General features: G+C 68.0%; 18 protein-coding genes. 6 read left to right on the forward strand and 12 right to left on the reverse strand.

Annotated features, from left to right (window positions below):
• Positions 1–17: 17 nt before the first annotated feature.
• The gene (gene panE / locus WS89_RS21435; RefSeq protein WP_059793332.1) at positions 18–965 is read right to left on the reverse strand and encodes a 2-dehydropantoate 2-reductase; all 948 of its coding nucleotides are present in this window, start codon (positions 963–965) and stop codon (positions 18–20) included.
• Positions 966–1,215: 250 nt separating this feature from the next.
• Here panE and WS89_RS21440 point away from each other — a divergent pair, with 250 nt between their 5' ends.
• On the forward strand, positions 1,216–2,769 hold the full coding sequence (locus tag WS89_RS21440) for a methyl-accepting chemotaxis protein (protein ID WP_059793334.1): 1,554 nt from the start codon (positions 1,216–1,218) through the stop codon (positions 2,767–2,769).
• Between the two features lie 18 nt (positions 2,770–2,787).
• Here WS89_RS21440 and WS89_RS21445 read toward each other — a convergent pair whose 3' ends face one another.
• On the reverse strand, positions 2,788–3,465 hold the full coding sequence (locus WS89_RS21445; RefSeq protein WP_059502805.1) for a response regulator transcription factor: 678 nt from the start codon (positions 3,463–3,465) through the stop codon (positions 2,788–2,790).
• Between the two features lie 365 nt (positions 3,466–3,830).
• Between WS89_RS21445 and WS89_RS21450 the strand changes: the two genes are divergently transcribed.
• Complete coding sequence (locus WS89_RS21450) at positions 3,831–4,322, forward strand: hypothetical protein (RefSeq protein ID WP_027781097.1); 492 nt, start codon at positions 3,831–3,833, stop codon at positions 4,320–4,322.
• A gap of 8 nt (positions 4,323–4,330) precedes the next feature.
• Here WS89_RS21450 and WS89_RS21455 read toward each other — a convergent pair whose 3' ends face one another.
• From WS89_RS21455 to WS89_RS21485, 9 genes are all read right to left on the reverse strand, one after another.
• Complete coding sequence (locus tag WS89_RS21455; RefSeq protein WP_059793336.1) at positions 4,331–4,837, reverse strand: hypothetical protein; 507 nt, start codon at positions 4,835–4,837, stop codon at positions 4,331–4,333.
• Positions 4,838–4,967: 130 nt separating this feature from the next.
• Positions 4,968–6,365: a sigma-54 dependent transcriptional regulator gene (locus WS89_RS21460; RefSeq protein ID WP_059793338.1), complete on the reverse strand. Its 1,398-nt coding sequence runs from the start codon at positions 6,363–6,365 to the stop codon at positions 4,968–4,970.
• Between the two features lie 130 nt (positions 6,366–6,495).
• Positions 6,496–7,080 carry a hypothetical protein gene (locus WS89_RS21465; RefSeq protein WP_059793342.1) on the reverse strand — a complete coding sequence of 195 codons (585 nt, stop codon included), beginning with the start codon at positions 7,078–7,080 and terminating at the stop codon, positions 6,496–6,498.
• A gap of 155 nt (positions 7,081–7,235) precedes the next feature.
• Complete coding sequence (locus WS89_RS21470; protein WP_059793344.1) at positions 7,236–8,858, reverse strand: hypothetical protein; 1,623 nt, start codon at positions 8,856–8,858, stop codon at positions 7,236–7,238.
• A gap of 44 nt (positions 8,859–8,902) precedes the next feature.
• On the reverse strand, positions 8,903–9,184 hold the full coding sequence (locus tag WS89_RS32905) for a hypothetical protein (protein ID WP_060034697.1): 282 nt from the start codon (positions 9,182–9,184) through the stop codon (positions 8,903–8,905).
• A 72-nt stretch (positions 9,185–9,256) separates the two neighbouring features.
• Positions 9,257–9,847, reverse strand: coding sequence for a hypothetical protein (locus WS89_RS21475; protein ID WP_059793346.1), 591 nt, complete (start codon positions 9,845–9,847; stop codon positions 9,257–9,259).
• 111 nt (positions 9,848–9,958) lie between these two features.
• Complete coding sequence (locus WS89_RS21480; RefSeq protein ID WP_059793470.1) at positions 9,959–10,282, reverse strand: hypothetical protein; 324 nt, start codon at positions 10,280–10,282, stop codon at positions 9,959–9,961.
• A 1,218-nt stretch (positions 10,283–11,500) separates the two neighbouring features.
• Positions 11,501–11,827 (reverse strand): hypothetical protein, encoded by a 327-nt coding sequence (locus WS89_RS32915; protein ID WP_156440594.1) that lies wholly within the window; start codon positions 11,825–11,827, stop codon positions 11,501–11,503.
• 300 nt (positions 11,828–12,127) lie between these two features.
• A complete protein-coding gene (locus tag WS89_RS21485; protein ID WP_034204444.1) occupies positions 12,128–13,051 on the reverse strand; it encodes an AraC family transcriptional regulator in 924 nt (307 codons plus the stop codon).
• A 180-nt stretch (positions 13,052–13,231) separates the two neighbouring features.
• Between WS89_RS21485 and WS89_RS21490 the strand changes: the two genes are divergently transcribed.
• Both WS89_RS21490 and WS89_RS21495 read left to right on the forward strand, forming a co-directional pair.
• The gene (locus WS89_RS21490; protein ID WP_006480868.1) at positions 13,232–13,693 is read left to right on the forward strand and encodes a (2Fe-2S)-binding protein; all 462 of its coding nucleotides are present in this window, start codon (positions 13,232–13,234) and stop codon (positions 13,691–13,693) included.
• A gap of 2 nt (positions 13,694–13,695) precedes the next feature.
• The gene (locus WS89_RS21495; RefSeq protein ID WP_059793348.1) at positions 13,696–15,906 is read left to right on the forward strand and encodes a xanthine dehydrogenase family protein molybdopterin-binding subunit; all 2,211 of its coding nucleotides are present in this window, start codon (positions 13,696–13,698) and stop codon (positions 15,904–15,906) included.
• A gap of 137 nt (positions 15,907–16,043) precedes the next feature.
• Here WS89_RS21495 and WS89_RS21500 read toward each other — a convergent pair whose 3' ends face one another.
• A complete protein-coding gene (locus WS89_RS21500) occupies positions 16,044–16,229 on the reverse strand; it encodes a hypothetical protein (protein ID WP_059793350.1) in 186 nt (61 codons plus the stop codon).
• Between the two features lie 411 nt (positions 16,230–16,640).
• Here WS89_RS21500 and WS89_RS21505 point away from each other — a divergent pair, with 411 nt between their 5' ends.
• Positions 16,641–17,039 carry a winged helix-turn-helix domain-containing protein gene (locus WS89_RS21505; RefSeq protein ID WP_059793352.1) on the forward strand — a complete coding sequence of 133 codons (399 nt, stop codon included), beginning with the start codon at positions 16,641–16,643 and terminating at the stop codon, positions 17,037–17,039.
• 404 nt (positions 17,040–17,443) lie between these two features.
• A complete protein-coding gene (gene sctQ, locus WS89_RS21510) occupies positions 17,444–18,595 on the forward strand; it encodes a type III secretion system cytoplasmic ring protein SctQ (RefSeq protein WP_059793354.1) in 1,152 nt (383 codons plus the stop codon).
• Position 18,596: the final 1 nt, after the last annotated feature.

An 18,596-nucleotide genomic window follows, 5' to 3' on the forward strand; every position in this document is an offset into this window, starting at 1 on the left:
TGGCCGCCCGCGCCGGCTTACGCCGCCGCGTGCTCGCGCGCCGTGCGCGCCTCGTACGTCTTCAGGTGGTTGTACGCGATCCGCAGCAGCGACAACGCATCGGCCGCCTGCGGGTCGCGCCGCGCGAGCAGGTCGCCGATCACGTGATCGGCTTCGACGCGCGCATGATTCTCGACATCGCGCAGCATCGACGCGGTCAACGGCGACGGCGTCAGCACCATCCGCTGCATCCGCTCGCTGGCCGACGAGTCGGGCCGGTGGCCGTTGTGTTCGGCGATCGCGCTGCATTCGGCGAGCATCGTTTCGAGCAGGCGGCGGCCGTCCGGCGCCGCGAGAATGTCGCCGATCGAACCGCGAAACAGCGACGTGCTCGCGGCAAGCGTCGCGAGGAACACCCACTTCTCCCACATCCGCGCGACGATATCGTCGCTGAGCGTCGCGTCGAAGCCCGCGCCGCCGAGCACGTCGGCCACCGCGCGCACGCGGGGCGATTCGCCGCCGGCAAGCTCGCCGAACGTCACGCCGTGCGTGTCGTTCAGGTGTACGATGCGCTGCTCGCGATCGAGCGTCGCCGCGATCACGCACAGCCCGCCGAGCACCTGCGCGGCGCCGAAGCGCTCGTGCAGCACGTCGAGGTGGCGCATCCCGTTGAGCATCGGCAGGATCAGCGTCTGCGGGCCGACAAACGGCGCGAACGACGCAATCGCGTCGTCGAGGCTGTACGCCTTGCAGCTCAGCAGCACGAGGTCGAACGGCGCGACGCCGGCGCCTGCATCGCCCGCGCGCACGGTCTGCACGTTCGCGAGCGTCAGGTCGCCGCGCGGGCTGCGGATCAGCAGCCCGTCGCGTGCAAGCGCAGCCGCGCGGCCGTCGCGCACCAGGAACGTCACGTCGCGCCCCGCCGCGGCCAGCCGGCCGCCGAAGTATCCGCCGACCGCGCCGGCTCCTACCACCAGAATCCGCATCGTTGCCTCCTTTTGGTTTGGTTCGGTGTCGCACCGCGGCCCGTGCGGGCGTGGCGCATACACCATCGCCCGACAGTATAGCGGCCACTTTTATGCATATGCATAGATGCCCGCGCCCGCGTCGCGGGCATCGGGAAACGAGCCGCTTCTAAGGGATTTCCCGCCTACAGCGCCGCACATCGCGCGCCGTCAAGACACTTACCCCGTCACGCCGTCCCGGCGAGCTTCCTCGACTGACCGACCTCATACCATGCGCAATCTTTCCCTGAATCAGAAACTCGCCTCGATGATCGTCATCCTGTGGCTCGGCCTGCTCGTGATCGCCGGGCTGGGCGCATGGCAGACCCGCGCGTCGATGATCGCCGACCGCCGCGACCAGCTTGCATCGCTGGTCGCACAGGCCGCGAGCGTGACCGACCATTACTACAAGCTGTCGCAGCAGAACGCGATGCCGGAAACCGATGCGAAGCAGAAGGCGCTCGAGGCGATTGCCGCGATGCGCTACGGCGCCGACGGCTATATCTCGGTCAACGATTCGAAGCCGGTGATCGTGATGCATCCGATCAAGGCCGAGCTCAACGGCAAGGACGTGTCGAATTTCACCGATCCGAACGGCAAGCACCTGTTCGTCGAAATCGTGAAGGCCGGCAACGCGGAAGGCGGCAAGGGCTTCGTCGAATATCTGTGGCCGAAACCGGGTGCGGACAAGCCGCAGGAGAAGACCAGCGCCGTGCAGCGCTTCGCGCCGTGGGACTGGTATCTGGTGACCGGCATGTACATGAACGACGTGCGCTCGGCGGTGCTTGCGAGCATCGGCCGCTGGCTCGCGATGACGGCCGTGCTCGGCGCGATCGCGACGGCCGTGATGGTACTGGTGCTGAAAAGCGTGCGCGCGAGCCTCGGCGGCGAGCTGGAAGCGGCGCTCGACGCCGCTCGGCGCATCGCGCAGGGCGACCTGACTGCCCGCGTGAGCGTGAAGCACGACGATCGCGGCAGCCTGTTGCATGCGTTGCACACGATGCAGGGCGGGCTGATCGACATGGTGTCGCGCGTCCGGTCGGGCACCGAGAACATCAACGTCGGCGCGAGCGAGATCGCATCCGGCAACACGGACCTGTCGCAGCGCACCGAGCAACAGGCGGCCGCGCTCGTGCAGACCGCGTCGAGCATGGACGAGATGACCGCGAACGTGAAGCAGAACGCGGACAGCGCCGAGCAGGCCGCGTCGCTCGCGGGCCAGGCCGCGCAGGTCGCGACGCGCGGCAGTGCGGTGGTCGACGACGTCGTGCGCACGATGAACGAGATCACCGACCGCTCGCACAAGATCGGCGACATCATCGGCGTGATCGACGGGATCGCGTTCCAGACCAACATCCTCGCGCTGAACGCGGCAGTGGAAGCGGCGCGCGCGGGCGAACAGGGCCGCGGCTTCGCGGTGGTCGCGGCCGAAGTGCGCTCGCTCGCGCAACGCTCGGCGACGGCGGCCAAGGAGATCAAGTCGCTGATCGTGTCGTCGAACGAGACGGTCCAGCACGGCGCGACGCTCGTCACGCATGCGGGCGAGACGATGGCCGAGATCGTGCAGTCGGTACGGCGCGTGAACGAGATCCTCGACGAAATCAGCCACGCATCGCGCGAGCAGAGCGCCGGGATCGAGCAGGTCAACCGCGCGGTGGGCGAGATGGATCAGGTCACGCAGCAGAACGCGGCACTCGTCGAACAGGCCGCGGCAGCCGCGCATTCGCTGCGCGATCAGGCCGAGGCGCTGCGCGACGCGGTGACGCGGTTCGCGCTGCCGGCTTGACGGCGCGCCGCCCCACCCTCACGCCGCGCTGCCCGCCCGCAGCGCGGCCTCGCCGCTACCGAGCCCCAGCCCCGCCGCGCGCTGGATCAGCTCGACGTCGTTGCTCGCGCCGAGCTTCTTCATCGCGCTGATCTTCTGCGCGCTGACCGTCTGCTTGCCCTTGCTCAGGCGCTGCGCGATCGTCTTGATCGGCACGCCCGACAGATACAGGCGAATCACCTCGATTTCGCGCGCCGACAGCTTCACGGGCGTGTCGCCGCGCGTGCCGAGCGCATCGACCGCGCGACGCACGGACGGCGACAGGTAGGTCGCGCCGCTGTAGCTCGAATGAATCGCCGTGACGATATGGCCGACCTCGTCGAGCTTGCTGACGACGCTCACGCCGCCGATCGCGAAGATCGACCGGAAGATCAGCGGGTTCTCGTTCGCGACCAGCACGACGATCCCGACGTTCGGCCGCGTGCGGCGCAGCCAGTCGAACAGCGCGAGGCCATCCATCTGCTCGTCGCCGCGAATCGCATAGTCGACCAGCACGACGTCGCAATCGATACCGCCGAGCGATGCGACCAGTTCGGCCGCGCTCCGGTAGACCGCGGCGAGCTCGATCGCGCAGGCGCCGCCCGCGATCTGCTCGATACCGGCCAGCGTCAATGGCCAGTCGTACGCGAAGACGATGCGAACATTGAATTTCCTCATGCGGAGTTCCTGGTGGTTCACCGGCCGCGCCACGCGGAACGCGCGCGCCCGGTTGGGCGTTGAAAGGACATTCAGGCGATTTTTAGCCTGGACGTCGATTCTATGAACGTATGCACGCGCGCGATATCGGACGGCGTACGAATTGGCTGCCGAAGACGTAATACGGGTTTGATATTTGCGCCGGTTCAACGCCCGGCGGCCGGCGGACGACCGTCGCGGCATCGGCCCGATGGCCGGCGTGGCGCGCCGCGCGGCCGGCCAGCGGGTAAAATTGCGCGTTTGCATGCCACCCCGGCCCGCCGGTGGCGAGCGACGCGCCGATGCCGGCCGCGCGCCGCCGGCTTGCCCGACCTCCCGCTTTCCTCATGACCGATTCCGACCTGCAATCCGACGACACCTCCATCCACGAAGACGGCCTCTGGCGCGACAACGGTTGGACGGCCCGCATCATCAAGAACGAAGACGACGACGGCTGGGCCGTCGAGATGGTCAAGGACGGCGAGTCCGAGCCCGCGCTCGTCGGGCCGTGGACCATGGGCCGTGACAAGAAGAACCCGAAGCCGATGGATGCGAACGCGTTCCGCACGCTCGTGAAGACCGCGACCGAAGTGCTGATGCGTCACGAACAGCAGCGGCGCGCGATGCTGCACAAGGAAGTGACGGTGCAGGACGAAGCCGGACAGGACGTGTCGGTGACGCTCGACATCGTGCCCGACGAGTTCGAGCCGTATGCGCAGCTCAAGGCGTTCGATCCGTATGGCGAGCTGCTGGCCGAAGCGAAGGTGTCGGCCGGGTTCAAGCTCAACAAGGCCAGCGCCGAGCGCTGGGCCGCATCGGGCTTCGACCGGCCGGCCTGAGGGCGCGATCAGGCGCCGGCGCCCCGCTCCGCGCGCGCGAGCCGGCGGGCGGCCAGCTTGCGCCGCACGAGCGCCTCGAACTGCGGCGTCGCGGCCTCGGGATCGCGCGCGGCCAGGCCCAGCAAATTGCGCGCGAGCTGGATCGGCGTCAGCACGATGCCCCACGGCAGCCCCCACCAGCCGAGCGCGGCCGACGCGAGCAGCGCGATCGCCTGCTTCCGGCGGCCGCAGCGGCGGCAGCACACGTGGCGCCGCGTGGCCCAGCGCGTGACGAATACGAGCGACACGACGCGATGCGACGCGTGGACGTCGACCGGTTGCCCTTCGCGCAGGCAGATCGGACATGGCCCGTAGCGCCAGTCGTCGACGTACTGCCGGACCTTCGCGTCGGGCACCCGTTCGGCCTCGACGACGACCGGATGCGCCTGTGCGCACACCGGGCCGCAATAGCGGCGGCCGTCGATCGACCGCCCGCCGACCAGGAACGTCCTGCCGCACTGACTGCACTCTGCCACGATGACCTCGGATAAGCGTGATGCGCCGCGTGCCGGTTGCGCGCACGTCGATGCACGCGTTCCCGCCCGGCCGTTTCATGTTTTAACGGCCGCCGCCGCGAGGTCTTGAGCGCACGCGCGCAGCGGCGCGTCAGCCATGCAGCCCGTGCGCGGTCATCAGGCGGTACAGCGTCGCACGCGAGATGCCCAGCTCCGCCGCGACGTCCGCATGCTGGTGGCGGTGACGCAGCAGCGTTGCCTCGATCGCGTGCCGCTCGGCCTGCCGGCGCGCCTGCGCGAGCGTCGGCGGCCGCAGCGACGTGTACGGACGCAGCTCGAGATCGGCGGCCGAGATCAGCGGGCCGTTCGTCATCACGACCGCGAAGCGGATCCGGTTGATCAGCTCGCGCACGTTGCCGGGCCACGAATAGTTGTGGATCGCCTCGATCGCGCACGGCGTGAAGCCGCGAATCCGGTACGCGCCGTCGCCGCGATAGCGCCGCAGCACGTCATCGGCGAGCAGCATGATGTCGCGGCCGCGCATGCGCAGTGGCGGCTCGTCGATACGCAGCACGCACAGGCGGTAGTAGAGGTCGGCGCGGAATCGCCCGGCCTGCATCGCGGCTTCGAGATCGACGTGGGTGGCCGACACGATCCGCACGTCGACCGGAATCGACGCATGCCCGCCGAGCCGCTCGATCCTGCCCTCCTGCAGGAACCGCAGCAGGCTCGCCTGGCTCTCGAACGGCATGTCGCCGATTTCGTCGAGAAACAGCGTGCCGCCGTGCGCAGCCTCGATGCGGCCGATCTTGCGCTGGTGCGCGCCGGTGAATGCGCCGCGCTCGTGCCCGAACAGTTCGGCCTGCACCAGCATCGTCGGGATGGCCGCGCAGTTCACGGCAACGAACGGCGCGTCGGCACGCGACGACTGCCGGTGGATCGCCGCCGCCGTCAGCTCCTTGCCGGTGCCGGATTCGCCGGCGATGAACACGGTCGCCTCGGTGTTCGCGACCTTGCGGATCGTCGCGAACAGCCGGCGCATCGCGTCGCACGCGCCGATCATCGCGCCGCCCGGCGGCGGCGCTTCCGCGGCCGGGTCGCCGTCCGCGAGCTCCAGCATCCCGTATGCATGGCCGACGAGATAGCCGATCGTCGTGTAGGCCGTCGCATGGCGCACGTAGTCGAAGCAGCAGCGGCGGATCAGGCGCGCGATCGTGATGTTGCGCAGCCGCTCGCCGTCGGCGAGCGCGACCCAGCCGACGCGCGGGTCACGCAGCAGCGCCTCGAACGACGCGACGTCCGGCGACGCGAAGCTGCCGAAATCGACGATGCCCGCATGCGGACGGTTCGCCTTGGCGAGATTCTGCGCGTCCGCCACGGTTTTGGCGCACCACACCTCCCAGCCGCGCGACGCGAGCGAATCGACGAGCGCGGCATCGTGTTGCCGCGACAGGTAGACGAGCGGCCGCGACGGCGCGACGGGACTGCGCCGGACCGCGACGAACGGCAGCGTGCTCGCCTGCCGTTCGACATCGTGCGGGCCCGGCATGCCGAGCTGACAACAATGGTTCACGATTGCCTCGCCGCATAAGGTTGTATATCGAAACGGCCGTTGCCGATCGCGTGGCGGGCCCGTGGGTCCGCGGCGCGGCGCCGCTCCGTCCTCGAACTACGCCGCGCTATCGGCAGAACACGACGCGCTGCGTGTAGATCTGCGGCTCGACGACAGGCTTCGCCGCGCCGTTGAGATCGTCGCGATAGGCGCGGTAGGTCTTGCCGTTCACCGTCACGTCCGACGCGCGGGCCGTCTCGATCCTGTCGAGCCCGGTGTACCGCCATTCGTTCACCCGGTCCGCGGCCGCGACGCTCGACTCGCCCGCGATCTTCTGCGTGATCGCGCTGCCGTCGCCCCACGGTTGCGTCTGCATCGCCTCGGTGTGCTGCGTCGCGCCGACCGTCTTGCCGGCCGACTTCGGCCCGTCGTGCGCGTCGAACGGCGCACCGCGGCCGTATACCGGCGCTTGCCACGACAGCGCATGGCCCGCCTCCGGCATCATGTAGACCATCTGCGGGTCGCCGATCATCACCATCGGCGCGCATGCGGTGTTGTCGGGACGGCCGAGCGTCGACAGCGCCTGCTGGACGCTCGCGGCGGTCGCGAGGGTCTGCTCGTTCAGGATGACGAAGACCGCGGGATTCTGGAAAAGCGACTGTGCAGCGGCTTGTACGCTGGCCAGCAGCAAAGCGACCAAAAAGATCCTCATGATTGAGGCCTCCTCGCATCGTCGTCACGCAAAAAGAGGTGTTGACCTCGGGGAGGGGAACAACACCCGTCAAACCGGAAAAGACCGTCGGGCATTGGGGCGAACGCATGCCGTGCGACACGTGCTCCGGTCGCACGGCAAACCGGCCCGCGTGCCTACGACGAGGTACTCGTCGAGATGACGGTCGGCGCCGGCGCGATCGGTGCAGCCGGTGCGGCCTGCCGGTCGACCGTGGCCGGCGACAACGCTTGCGCCGGATCGGTCAACGCCGGCACGTCGGCGGGCGGCGCAGCCGCTGCAGCTGCAGCTGCGGATTCGACCGCGTCCGGCACTTTCGCGTCGGCTGCCCGCATGTCGGCGGGCGCCGCCGCGACGGCAGGCGGCGTGGCCTCCGGGGCCGGCGCTTCGGCGGCTGCCTGCGGCGCCGGCTCGGCGGCCTTCGCATCGGCGGCCGGCGCCACGGCGACGGTTGCCGCCGGCATCGGTTCAGCAACCGGCTCGCCTACAGCCTGCACCGGGTCGATCGCGGCCGGAATCGGCTCCGGTGCGTTGGCGGTGACGGGCTGTGCAGGCTCGGGCGTCTTGTCCGCGACGGCCGGCACTGGCTCGGACGCCTTGTCGGCAACTGCCGGGGCGGGTGCGGACACCTTGTCGACAACTGCCGTGGCGGGCTCGGACGCTTTGTCGGCGACCGGCCGCGCGGGCTCCGGCGCCTTCGTATCGGCGACCGGCGCGGCAGGCGCTGGCGATGCCTTGTCCGCCGCGGCCGGTGCGGCGATGACGGCCGCTGCCGGCACGGTGGCCATGACGGCAGCCGGTACGACCGACGCTGCGGGCGCGGTGGCGGCGACGGCAGGCGCGGCAGCCGCCGCGGGCGCCGGGACTGCGGCGGCAACGGCCGGCGTCGCAACTGCCGGAGCGGCGGCGACAGGCGCCATCGCCGGCACCGGGACCGGCACCGAAACCGGCGCGGCGCGCATCGACGTCGTCTCGATCGGGCGCGTCGGCGCGGCCACTGGCGCGGCCGAGCCGAGCGGCGGCAGGCCCATCCGGTCGCGCACGATCGGATCGCGATACTTGATGTCGTCCGCGACGGTCGCTTCGACGCTGGGCGCCACGTTCGAACGCGCGAGCGGCGCGGTCGTGCCCGGGCACAGATGCCCGGTCGCCTCCACCGCGCGCCGGTTCGCATCGCTCTGGCACAGCAGCGCGAGCGCCACGTCGGTCAGACCCATCGCACGGAATTCGCGCGCATCGAGACGCCGCACGCAGGCCTGGTCGACCAGCGTCGTGCCGCCCGTCGCGCCGAACCCCGGAAACGACACGCCGACGCTCACCGAGCCCATGCAGGTATCGGACAGCGTGGTCGTGAGGCCGGGCGCCTGGATCGACGGATTCGTCTTGATCGTCTGCGTGCCCGAGTAATTGACGTTTTCCGAGATCTGGGTGTTGTACGGGTTGGTGCCGGGCGCGCCGGACGACTGCAGCGAGTTCACGCTCTGCGGCGTGACGTTGCCGCCGGCCGTGCCGGACGGCAGCGTCACGTTGACGTTCACGCTCGAATTGCCGCTGCCGCGCACCCCGCTGGAGCTGGTGGCATTCCCCCCGCGCGAACTCGTCGTATTCGTGTTCATGCTCGAGCCGCCGCCCTGGCTGATCGCCGTCGACGAGGTCGACGATTGCGCGCTCGACGTCGAATCGGCGGTTTGCGCGTGGGCGCCGATCGTGGTCATCGCGAACATCGCCGCACATGCCACCTTGATCCTGTTGCTGTTCATTTCACTCTCCGGACGAGGTTTGACCTCCCACCCAGGCAACCGTACTAATTCCCCTGAATGCCTTCAGTTTTCGCTGCTTCCCCGAACTGCTTCCAGCCGCTGCCCAGCTGGGACCACGAGCCGGCCGACATGCCCTGCCATTGCCGGGTGTCCGGTCCGCCGATGGCACTGCCCGACGAAAGCGTTTGTTGTTCTGACGGTTTGGTTGTCTGAGAAGGGTTGTTTGACGTCTGCATATTCGATTGCCCACCATCGGCAGCACGGTCAGCGCCATACGCCGTCAGAGACGCGAGCATCAGAGCGGCGGCAATCAGGTTCTGCTTCATGCCAACTCCTTACGTGACAACGATGCGGAAAAGAGACCAGCGTCGCTGGGAAACTGGTCCCCCCACACCTGACTAATGACTGCTCCCGGTCGCGCTCGAGTCGCCCTGGCTTCCGCCCGACGCGGACGGCGAACCGGCCGGCCCGGTACTCCACACGCTCGACGAGTTGTAGTGATTCGAGCCCGCGATGGCGCCCGCCCCGCCACCGCCCGTCCACCCCGCGGCACCCGCGTTGGCAATGCCGTGGTCGTTCGCGCCCGTGGCCGTGTAGTGGTTCGCACCGAGTACGATCGTGGCGGTCACCCCTCCCGACAGCGCATTCGCGTTCTCGTTCGTGCTGCCGTTTCCGGCGAACGAGCCCGCGGCGCCGATACCGCCGCCTGCCGCGAACGCGCCCCCGTTCGTGCCCGAACCGCTGGCCGTCGAAGTCGAGTTGTGAAAAGCGGACGCCGTGCCGGCGGAGCCGGCGGGTGTCACGGTGCTGCCTGCATTCGCGCCGGCCGTCGAGGTCGAATTGCTGGTATAGCTGCCGGAGCCGACCAGCACCGAACCGGAAACACCCGCCGCAACGGACTGCGTCTGGTTGGTCGTGGACGATCCGGCCGCCAACGCAGCGGACGAAATGACGGTGAGCGCTGTCGCTAACATGACTTTGGCTTTCATAGCAATTCCTTGCTGTGAGGAAGTTCGACGGTGGCGGAGCCGGGCCTGCCCTTGCGGGACGAAACCCGGCATCCGTGCCGCCAGCCAATGACGAACGCTACGCGTCGCGGCTTAGTGGTGATACGTCCAGCCGGTCGAGCCCGCGTTCGCGCCGCTGCTGCCGCCTGCTTGTGCGCCGCCGAAGCCGAAGCCGCCGACCGTCGACGTTTGCGTGTGGTTCGTGTACGAGACCGAACCGCTGCTGCCGCCACCGGCCATTGCGCCGGCTGCGCCGAGTGCCGAGCCGGAATCGGTTGCGGTGAAGTGGCCGAACCCGGCGACCCCGGCCATCGTCTGGCCACCGCTCGACGAGTTGCTGCTCGAGATCGTGCCGCTCGCTGCAAACGCTGCACCCGAAACCGCCAGAACTGCTGCTGCAATCAGAAGCTTCTTCATGGTCGACTCCATAACGGCGTGGAGAGAATGAGCATGGAAGATCGCACGCCATCGACCTTCCCGCCTCGAGCAATCCTTAAAAATAAGGATTGCTATCGAATAGAGAAATTATTTCAGGCTCGTAAAATTTTCTTTTTATTTTTTGGCCAGCCGAAGTCTAGTTTTATGTTTTTAAGTTGTCCAAAATTTAAGAGTAGGTGTTTTCAATTATTTTTATGAACATTGAGATTAACTCAAAACACCATTGATTAAATTTACCTAAATGACGCGCACATCTTTCCGGATTGCGATTTTCAATACCTTGTGTAAAACAGATACCGGCACCGGCACCCATTTCCGGAATTGAAAATTAGCGAACGTATCGACTACCGAAAATTGCAGCGCCCGCTCGGCACGCGCCCTTCAGCCAGGCGACGACGGGCCTGCATTGCAACCAGACGGCATGTCCGCTCCCTGAGCTGACGGAGAAAGGCCTTCCGGATAACCCGGCCGACGCGCATTCGATCTAGTCCGGCCCGCGCCGGCACTGGCCCGGCGCGATCGAAACGGCTCTGCACGGTTGAAGAGGAATCGGCGCCACGCTGTCCGGCACGAACAGCGCACCCCATCCGGAAACACCGAATGAAGTCGAGCATCGCTGTCGCCGGGTTGTCGCGCGAAACGGCAACCGCTCCAGCACGCGACGCGCGCGGAGGGCGGGAAATCGGCAAGGCGCAACCACCGACGCTGGCACTGCGTCGCAAGCGCTACCCCCATCGATCCGACTACCCCTATGGTGCGCGAGAAACGCGCGGATCAAGCCACTGCTTATAGTGTTCATCGCCGCTTCCCCGACTGGCTCGTGACGAACTGGCCGCCCCCACATCATTGTTGCATCGTGTCGACCGCTCGCCGGTGCATCCAATCTCGCAAGCCGCATGCCATGCGATATTCCACTGCGCATTGCGCGCGGCATGCGGCCGCCAGCCCCGCCCATTTCGCCAGGAACGGCATTTTTCGTTTCACGAATGTATCGCGATAACGGCACCCGCACTGCGGCGATCATTGAACACCGCGACGCAATGCCTTGATTTGACGGACGAATCCGGCGCACCGAGGCTCGCCGGACGTCCCTGCGGACGGTTGTTGCAAATTTGAGAGCCCGCTCTCGATGCATGGCCCGCGTTTCGCGCGTTTCTGCTGACGAACCGTGTGTTGCGGCAGGCCGGCAACCGTCCATTACCCCCGGCGAATGGCGGGCCGGCCGCTCGATGCCCCGCGCCGCGCGGCTGGCGACACGGCCGGAACACGGGTTCCGTCCGAAATACGAAACGAATTTGATTCATCCGTGAAAATACCCACACGATCATGCGGTGAAAAACCTTTGCCATCCGGCACGCTGTGGGCGTAATAATTAAAACAAATGTAAACGCTCGATCCCGATAAAAACGGGCCATCATTTTTCATTTCCAGTCGACCAGCAATTGGCGGCGACTCATTGAAGAAACGTTTTCGAGCATTTATCCGCAGGATTCTCATCACTGAAACAAAGGCGATGAAGACCACTATCGATCGATGCTTGCGTCGTACAGGCATCAACGGGGTTGTCGGCGAAACCGGAGCGCCTGTCGCGACGCTTCGTCGACATCGCCGGCGCGGTCGCATGAAGGTGCTCGCGACAGGGGGAACGGGCTATATCGGCAGCCATCCGTGCAAGACGCTCGCGAAAGCGGAACACGAGCCGTGTCGCATACGACGCTCTCTCGTCCGGCCATTGCGGCGCGGTCCGCAGCGCGTCGCGCCGATATCCTCGACCGCAACGCGCCGTCATCGCGACATGCCGATCGATGACCGGCCGGCCGCCCGTCAGCCGAGCAGTTCCTTCTTGCGCAGATGCACGACGTCGCGCATCGGCGGCGCGCCGAACAGCCGGCTGTATTCGCGGCTGAACTGCGACGCGCTTTCGTAGCCGACGACGGCCGCCACCGACCCGACGTCGCCGCCCTGCCGCAACAACAGCCGTCGCGCCTCGTGCAGTCGCAACTGCTTCTGGTACTGCAGCGGGCTCAGCGTCGTCACGTGCTTGAAATGATGGTGCAGCGACGACACGCTCATGTTGACCGCCTGCGCGAGCGACTCGACGCGCATCGGCTCCGCGAAGTGATCGCGGATCCATTCGATCGCACGCGCGATCCGGTGCGTCTGGCTGCCGGCGATCGCCATGTGCCGCAGCCGCGTGCCCTGTCCGCTCGTCATCAGCCGGTACAGCACTTCCTTCTCGATCAGCGGCGCGACGACCGCGATGTCGGCCGGTGTATCGAGCAGCCGCAGCAGCCGCAACGCCGCATCGAGCAGCGGCGGCGTCAGCTCCGCGAGCGCGATCCCTTCGCCTTCCGGGCCCGCGTCGGGCTCGGGCAGCCGCATCTCGGCCGCCAGTTCGACGATGCGCTGCGGATCGAGCGTCAGCGACAGGCACAAGTACGGCTCTTCCGCCGACGCGCGCGTCACGCGCGAGAGGATCGGCAAGTCGATCGACGTAATCAGGCAATTGTGCGCGTCGTATTCGTAGGCGTGGCCGGCCACGATCACGCGCTTCGCGCCCTGCGCGGCGATCACCAGCGCGGCGCGCGACACGCCGCAGCCGAGATCGACCGGCCGCGTGTGCCGATGCAGCATCAGGCCCGGCACGGCCGTCGAGTGCGAGCCGTCCGCCGGCGCGAAACGGCCGATCAGCGACGCCAGCTCGCGCCGCCCGGATTCGCGCGACGCCACGATATCGGTCATGTCCATGACGCATCCTCGAATGATTTCCCGTGTCGCGCGAGCATAGCGAAACGGCTCGCGGCGTGCAGGGGATTTGCAGGATTGTTCAATAAATTTGCAGGATTGGGTAGACGCAAAAACCGGCTGCTCGCGCACACTCGCGCTAATCCGGCCCACGCCGGGTTTTCCCCACGGAGACAATCAAAAATGCCTACCTCGTTTGTCCTGAACGGCAAGAACGTCACGCTCGACGCCGATCCGTCGATGCCCGTCCTCTGGGCGATTCGCGAACACGCGGGACTGACCGGCACGAAATTCGGCTGCGGCATGGCGCAGTGCGGCGCGTGCACCGTGCATCTCGAAGGCCAGGCCGTCCGCTCGTGCGTGCTGCCGCTCGCCGGCATCGCGGGCAAGCACGTCACGACGATCGAAGGCCTGCAGAGCAAGCCCGCGCAGGCCGTGCAGGCCGCGTGGGTCAAGCTGCAGGTGCCGCAATGCGGCTATTGCCAGTCCGGCCAGATCATGTCGGCCACCGCCTTGCTCGAACAGAATCCGAAGCCGACCGACGCGGACATCGACGCCGCGATGAACGGCAACCTCTGCCGCTGTGCGACCTACGCCCGCATCCGGGCAGCGATCCACGACGCAGCCGCGACGCTGGGAGCCTGACCATGACGATCGAACTCGACCACACCGATTCGGTGCGCCCGTCGCGCCGCACGTTCCTGAAGGCCGCGGGAGCAGCCGCCGCCGTCAGCCTGACCATCGGCTTCGACTGGGCCGGCCTCGGCCGCCGCGCGCTCGCCGCGACCGCGCCGGCCGGCGAATTCGCGCCGAACGCATTCCTGCGCATCACGCCCGACGGCGCCGTCACGGTGATCGCGAAGCACGTCGAAATGGGCCAGGGCGCGTATACGGGCATCGCGACGATCGTCGCCGAGGAGCTCGACGCCGACTGGTCGAGCGTGCGCGTCGAAAGCGCGCCGGCCGATGCGAAGCGCTACGCGAACCTCGCGTTCGGCACGATGCAGGGCACGGGCGGCAGTTCGGCCATGTCGAACTCGTGGCAGCAACTGCGCGAAGCGGGCGGCAAGGCGCGCGCGATGCTCGTGTCGGCCGCGGCAGCCCGCTGGAAGGTGCCGGCCGCCGAGCTGACCACCGCCGACGGCGTCGTCACGCACGCGAAGAGCGGCAAGACGGCCGCGTACGGCACGCTCGTCGCCGATGCGTCGAAGCTGCCCGTGCCCGACAAGGTCACGCTGAAGCAGCCGGCCGATTTCAAGCTGATCGGGCACCGGATTCCACGCGTCGACGCGTCGTCGAAATCGAACGGCACCGCGCATTTCACGCTCGACACGACGTTCCCCGGCATGCGCGTCGCGCTGCTGCAGCGGCCGCCGCGCTTCGGCGCGACAGTGAAATCGTTCGACGCGACGGCCGCGAAGGCCGTGCCGGGCGTCGTGTCGGTCGTGCAGGTGCCGGGCGGCGTCGCGGTCGTCGCGACCGGCTTCTGGGCCGCGAAACAGGGCCGCGATGCGCTGAAGGTCGAATGGGACGAAACGAAGGCGGAAAAGCGCGGCTCGGACGAGCTCATGCGCGAATACCGGCAACTCGCCGAGAAGCCGGGCACGTCGGCGCGCAAGGACGGCGATGCCGATGCGGCGATCGCCGGCGCGGCGCGCAAGATCGCCGCGACGTACGAATTCCCGTATCTCGCGCATGCGCCGATGGAGCCGCTCGACGCGGTCGTCAAGCTGACGGCGGACAGCTGCGAGATCTGGGCCGGCGATCAGTTCCAGACGGTCGACCAGGGCAACGCAGCCAGGACGGCCGGGCTGAAACCCGAACAGGTGCGGATTCACACGCTGTATGCGGGCGGCAGCTTCGGCCGGCGCGCGAATGCGTGGTCGGACTACGTGGTCGAGGCCGTGTCGATCGCGAAGGCGCTCGGCGCGGACGGCAAGCCCGTCAAGCTGCAATGGACGCGCGAGGACGACATCCAGGGCGGCTTCTACCGGCCGATGTACTTCCACAAGCTCGATGCGGGCCTGACCGCGGACGGCCGGCTGGTGGGCTGGCGCCACCGGATCGTCGGCCAGTCGATCCTCGCCGGCACGCCGTTCGAAGCGTTCATGGTCAAGAACGGCATCGACGCGACGTCGGTCGAGGGCGCGGCGAACCTGCCGTACGCGGTGCCGAACGTGTCGGTCGAACTCACCACGACCCAGGTCGGCCTGCCGGTGCTGTGGTGGCGCGTGGTCGGCAGCTCGCACACGGCCTACGCGGTCGAGGCGTTCATCGACGAAGCCGCGCACGCGGCCGGCAAGGACCCGTATGCGTTCCGCCGCGACCTGCTCGCGAAGGAGCCGCGCATGCGCGCGGTGCTGGATCTGGCCGCGCAGAAGGCAGGCTGGGATCCGGCCAAGCCGCTGCCCAAGGGGCGCGGGCGCGGGATCGCGGTGGCCGAGGCGTTCAAGAGCTATGTCGCGCAGGTGGTCGAGGTGTCGGTCGATGCGGACGGCAAGGTGAAGGTCGAGCGCGTGGTGTGCGCGGTCGACTGCGGGATCGCGATCAATCCCGACATCGTCGCCGCGCAGATGGAGGGCGGCATCGGTTTCGGGCTCGGCGCGGCGATGCACAGCGCGATCACGCTGAAGGACGGCCAGGTCGAGCAGCGCAACTTCGACGGCTACCACGTGCTGCGGATGGCGGAGATGCCGAAGGTCGAAGTGCATATCGTGCCGTCGGCAGAAGCGCCGACCGGGGTCGGCGAGCCGGGCGTCGCGCCGGTCGGGCCGGCCGTGGCGAACGCGATCTTCGCGGCGACCGGCAAACGGCATTACGTGCTGCCGTTCGATTCGGCGGATAGCGCGAAGGCCTGATATGCGGGGACGCCGGCTGCCGGGCGACGCATGCCCCGGAGCCGGCGTTTTTCAATGCATCGCGAGAACACCCCGCTTATCCGGGCCAAAGTCCGCATGACATGGGGCGGCTCGGCGTCGCTCACGCTTGGTCGACTTCAGGCCAAAGCCTCGGAAACACAATTCATCGCACGCAATTGCGGCACGAGCGCGGTGGCCAGCGGGGTATCGCTGACGGCAAGCCACCGCCGCGAAGCATCGACCCGCTCGGCGGCGTGCCCGAGCAGCGGATCGAGTACGCTATCTTCGGGAAACGACGGTTCGAAGGTAGCGACGGCCGTCATGCTTCCTCGTACGGTTCCATGTAGGGTTCGATGTCGGCGATTGAATCGCGTATGTCACTGATTCATATTGAGTTTTCATTGACACATGTCGGGTCCGATGTAGGGTTCCAGGCAGGGTTTCCGAAGCCTGCCGCCAACCTCGGTCGAGCGCGTGTTACCGGCCTCCCCACGTTACGTCGGACGTAACGCCCCGTAACGTAGCGACGCGATGCTACGTAACAATCCTTCAGCGCCAGTCCGACCCTTTCATCGGTCGCCCGGCGGCTTCCCGTTAAAAATTCTTGTAAATTCAAGGCTGCCGCGCCGTCCGCGCCGCGATCGCCCGTTATTACCATCTGACGATCCGCCCCTGGCCCGGAAGTTGCAGCACAAGGCTCGCAAACACTCCTTTACGGACATGCGAGGGCCACCATGGATTGCAAATACCTGTACATCGACAATATAAAAATCAACTTCGTGCGCCGCACGATCGAAATCGACAACAAGGTCGTCGACGTGACGCCGCGCGAATTCGACGTCGTCGAATTCCTGCTCGACAACATGAACAAGATCGTGCCGCGGCAGGCAATCCAGGAGGCCGTGTGGGGCCGCGAGCTCGGCGTGTCGTCGCGCACGCTCGACACCCATATCTCGCGGATCCGTTCGAAGCTGCAGCTCGAACACGACAAGAATCTGCGGATCATCCCGATCTACGCGGTCGGCTATCGCCTGGTGCTGTTCGGTGCGGCGATGACGCACGTCGAGCGTCATGACGCGGCGCCGATGCAGCGCACGGCGCCGCAACCGTCGATGGCCACCGACTACGCGTAACGCGTCACCCGCGCGCCGCCCGATCGCGGCGCGCCGGCAACGCTTCCCCCCACCGCGCTGCGCGGATTCGCAGCACCTCGCAACCGGCCGGCCGGACGCGGCCTGCACGCCGCCCGGCCCGCCAGCCAGCCGCACTCCAACCGCCGCCTCCGGGCGGCGGTTGCTTTTGACCGCCCGCCGTGGCAGCGCCCCGCTTCATCGCGCGCCACCGCCCTTCGCCGTCGTTCATCGCGCTTCGTAGCGCTCCGCTCCCGCCGTCTCCACGCAACGGTCGCGACTACGGATTCCGGCGCGGCACGCGGCCAGCGCCGTCCCTACAATCGACGCAGCAGCCGCGCGCCCCTCGGCGCCGCCGGCCCCAGAACAATCCGTCGAACCAACGCCGAATCCGCCCCGATCCCGCCGTGCCTGCGCTGTTCCTGACGAATGCCGACGCCGGCGACGCCGCGAACCGGGCCATGCCCGCCGCTTCCCCGCCGCCCGCCGCCGCGCCGGCCGCGGTCGCGCTCGACGCGTCGCCCTACCTGCCGCGCCTGTCCGCCGCCGCCGCGCGCGGGCTGTCGCATGCGTACTGTGCGACCGGCGCCGTCCCGGTCACGCTCGGCGAGCACGCGTACGAGGTACGCTGGCGCGTCGACGCCGAGCCGGCCGCCGATGCGCATGCGTACCGCTTCGTCGTCGGCCCGGCGGCCGGCACGCTGTGGATCGACCCGATCGCGGAAACCGAATGGCTCGGCGATGCAGCCGACCCGGCGGTCCCGGCCGTGATCCGCGCGGCACTGCTCGCCGACCTGTGCGCGCCGCTCGCGGCGGTGCTGCAGGCCGCGACGCGGCAGCGCGTGGAACTGCTGCCGCCGCCGGCCGGCGCGCCGGCCTCGCACGCATCGCCGGCCGCGCTGCGGTTCGAGCTGCGGCGCGCCGACGCCGCGTGGCGCTGCCACGGCGCGCTGCTGTTCGACGCGCCGGATGCGCTGGCCGTGTTCTTCGCGGCCGCCCCGGCCGCGCTCGCCGACGCGCGCGCGGCCTACGCGAGCCTGCCCGTGCCGCTCGTGTTCGAGATCGGCCGTACCGAGCTGACGACGGCCGAGCTGGCCGATGTCGTCGGCGGCGACATCATCGCGATCGAGCGCTGGCAGGCGCACGAGCAGAACCTGCTGTGCGTCGCGCGTCTGCCGGCCGCGCCGGCGTGGGAGATCACCGGACGGCCGTCGGGCAACCGGCTGACCGTCGAACGAATCAGGGAGATGCCTTTGGAACCGACCCGCACCGACTCGCCGCCGACGACGCACGACGCGCCGCCCGCCGACGCGCCGCGCTCGCTCGACGGCCTCGCCGTCGACCTGCGCTTCGAGCTGCCGCCCACGTCGATGCCGCTGGGCGAGCTGAGCGCGCTGCAGCCGGGCGCCGTGATCGAGCTGCAGCAAGGGATCAACCAGAGCGTGATCCATCTCGTCGCGAACGGGATGCTGATCGGCACCGGCCATCTGATCGCGGTCGGCCAGAAGCTCGGCGTGCGCGTCGTCACGCTGACGCAACCCGCGCCGCGCGAGCGCTGAA

This window comes from Burkholderia sp. MSMB1072 (assembly GCF_001524725.1).
Classification (GTDB): Bacteria; Pseudomonadota; Gammaproteobacteria; order Burkholderiales; family Burkholderiaceae; genus Burkholderia.

Excerpts from the sequence above, each read along its gene's own strand:
- panE (WP_059793332.1), bottom strand. The coding sequence starts at position 965 with ATGCGGATTCTGGTGGTAGGAGCCGGCGCGGTCGGCGGATACTTCGGC.
- WS89_RS21440 (WP_059793334.1), top strand. The coding sequence starts at position 1,216 with ATGCGCAATCTTTCCCTGAATCAGAAACTCGCCTCGATGATCGTCATC.
- WS89_RS21445 (WP_059502805.1), bottom strand. The coding sequence starts at position 3,465 with ATGAGGAAATTCAATGTTCGCATCGTCTTCGCGTACGACTGGCCATTG.
- WS89_RS21450 (WP_027781097.1), top strand. The coding sequence starts at position 3,831 with ATGACCGATTCCGACCTGCAATCCGACGACACCTCCATCCACGAAGAC.
- WS89_RS21460 (WP_059793338.1), bottom strand. The coding sequence starts at position 6,365 with ATGCCGGGCCCGCACGATGTCGAACGGCAGGCGAGCACGCTGCCGTTC.
- WS89_RS21465 (WP_059793342.1), bottom strand. The coding sequence starts at position 7,080 with ATGAGGATCTTTTTGGTCGCTTTGCTGCTGGCCAGCGTACAAGCCGCT.
- WS89_RS21470 (WP_059793344.1), bottom strand. The coding sequence starts at position 8,858 with ATGAACAGCAACAGGATCAAGGTGGCATGTGCGGCGATGTTCGCGATG.
- WS89_RS32905 (WP_060034697.1), bottom strand. The coding sequence starts at position 9,184 with ATGAAGCAGAACCTGATTGCCGCCGCTCTGATGCTCGCGTCTCTGACG.
- WS89_RS21475 (WP_059793346.1), bottom strand. The coding sequence starts at position 9,847 with ATGAAAGCCAAAGTCATGTTAGCGACAGCGCTCACCGTCATTTCGTCC.
- WS89_RS21480 (WP_059793470.1), bottom strand. The coding sequence starts at position 10,282 with ATGAAGAAGCTTCTGATTGCAGCAGCAGTTCTGGCGGTTTCGGGTGCA.
- WS89_RS21485 (WP_034204444.1), bottom strand. The coding sequence starts at position 13,051 with ATGGACATGACCGATATCGTGGCGTCGCGCGAATCCGGGCGGCGCGAG.
- WS89_RS21490 (WP_006480868.1), top strand. The coding sequence starts at position 13,232 with ATGCCTACCTCGTTTGTCCTGAACGGCAAGAACGTCACGCTCGACGCC.
- WS89_RS21495 (WP_059793348.1), top strand. The coding sequence starts at position 13,696 with ATGACGATCGAACTCGACCACACCGATTCGGTGCGCCCGTCGCGCCGC.
- WS89_RS21500 (WP_059793350.1), bottom strand. The coding sequence starts at position 16,229 with ATGACGGCCGTCGCTACCTTCGAACCGTCGTTTCCCGAAGATAGCGTA.
- WS89_RS21505 (WP_059793352.1), top strand. The coding sequence starts at position 16,641 with ATGGATTGCAAATACCTGTACATCGACAATATAAAAATCAACTTCGTG.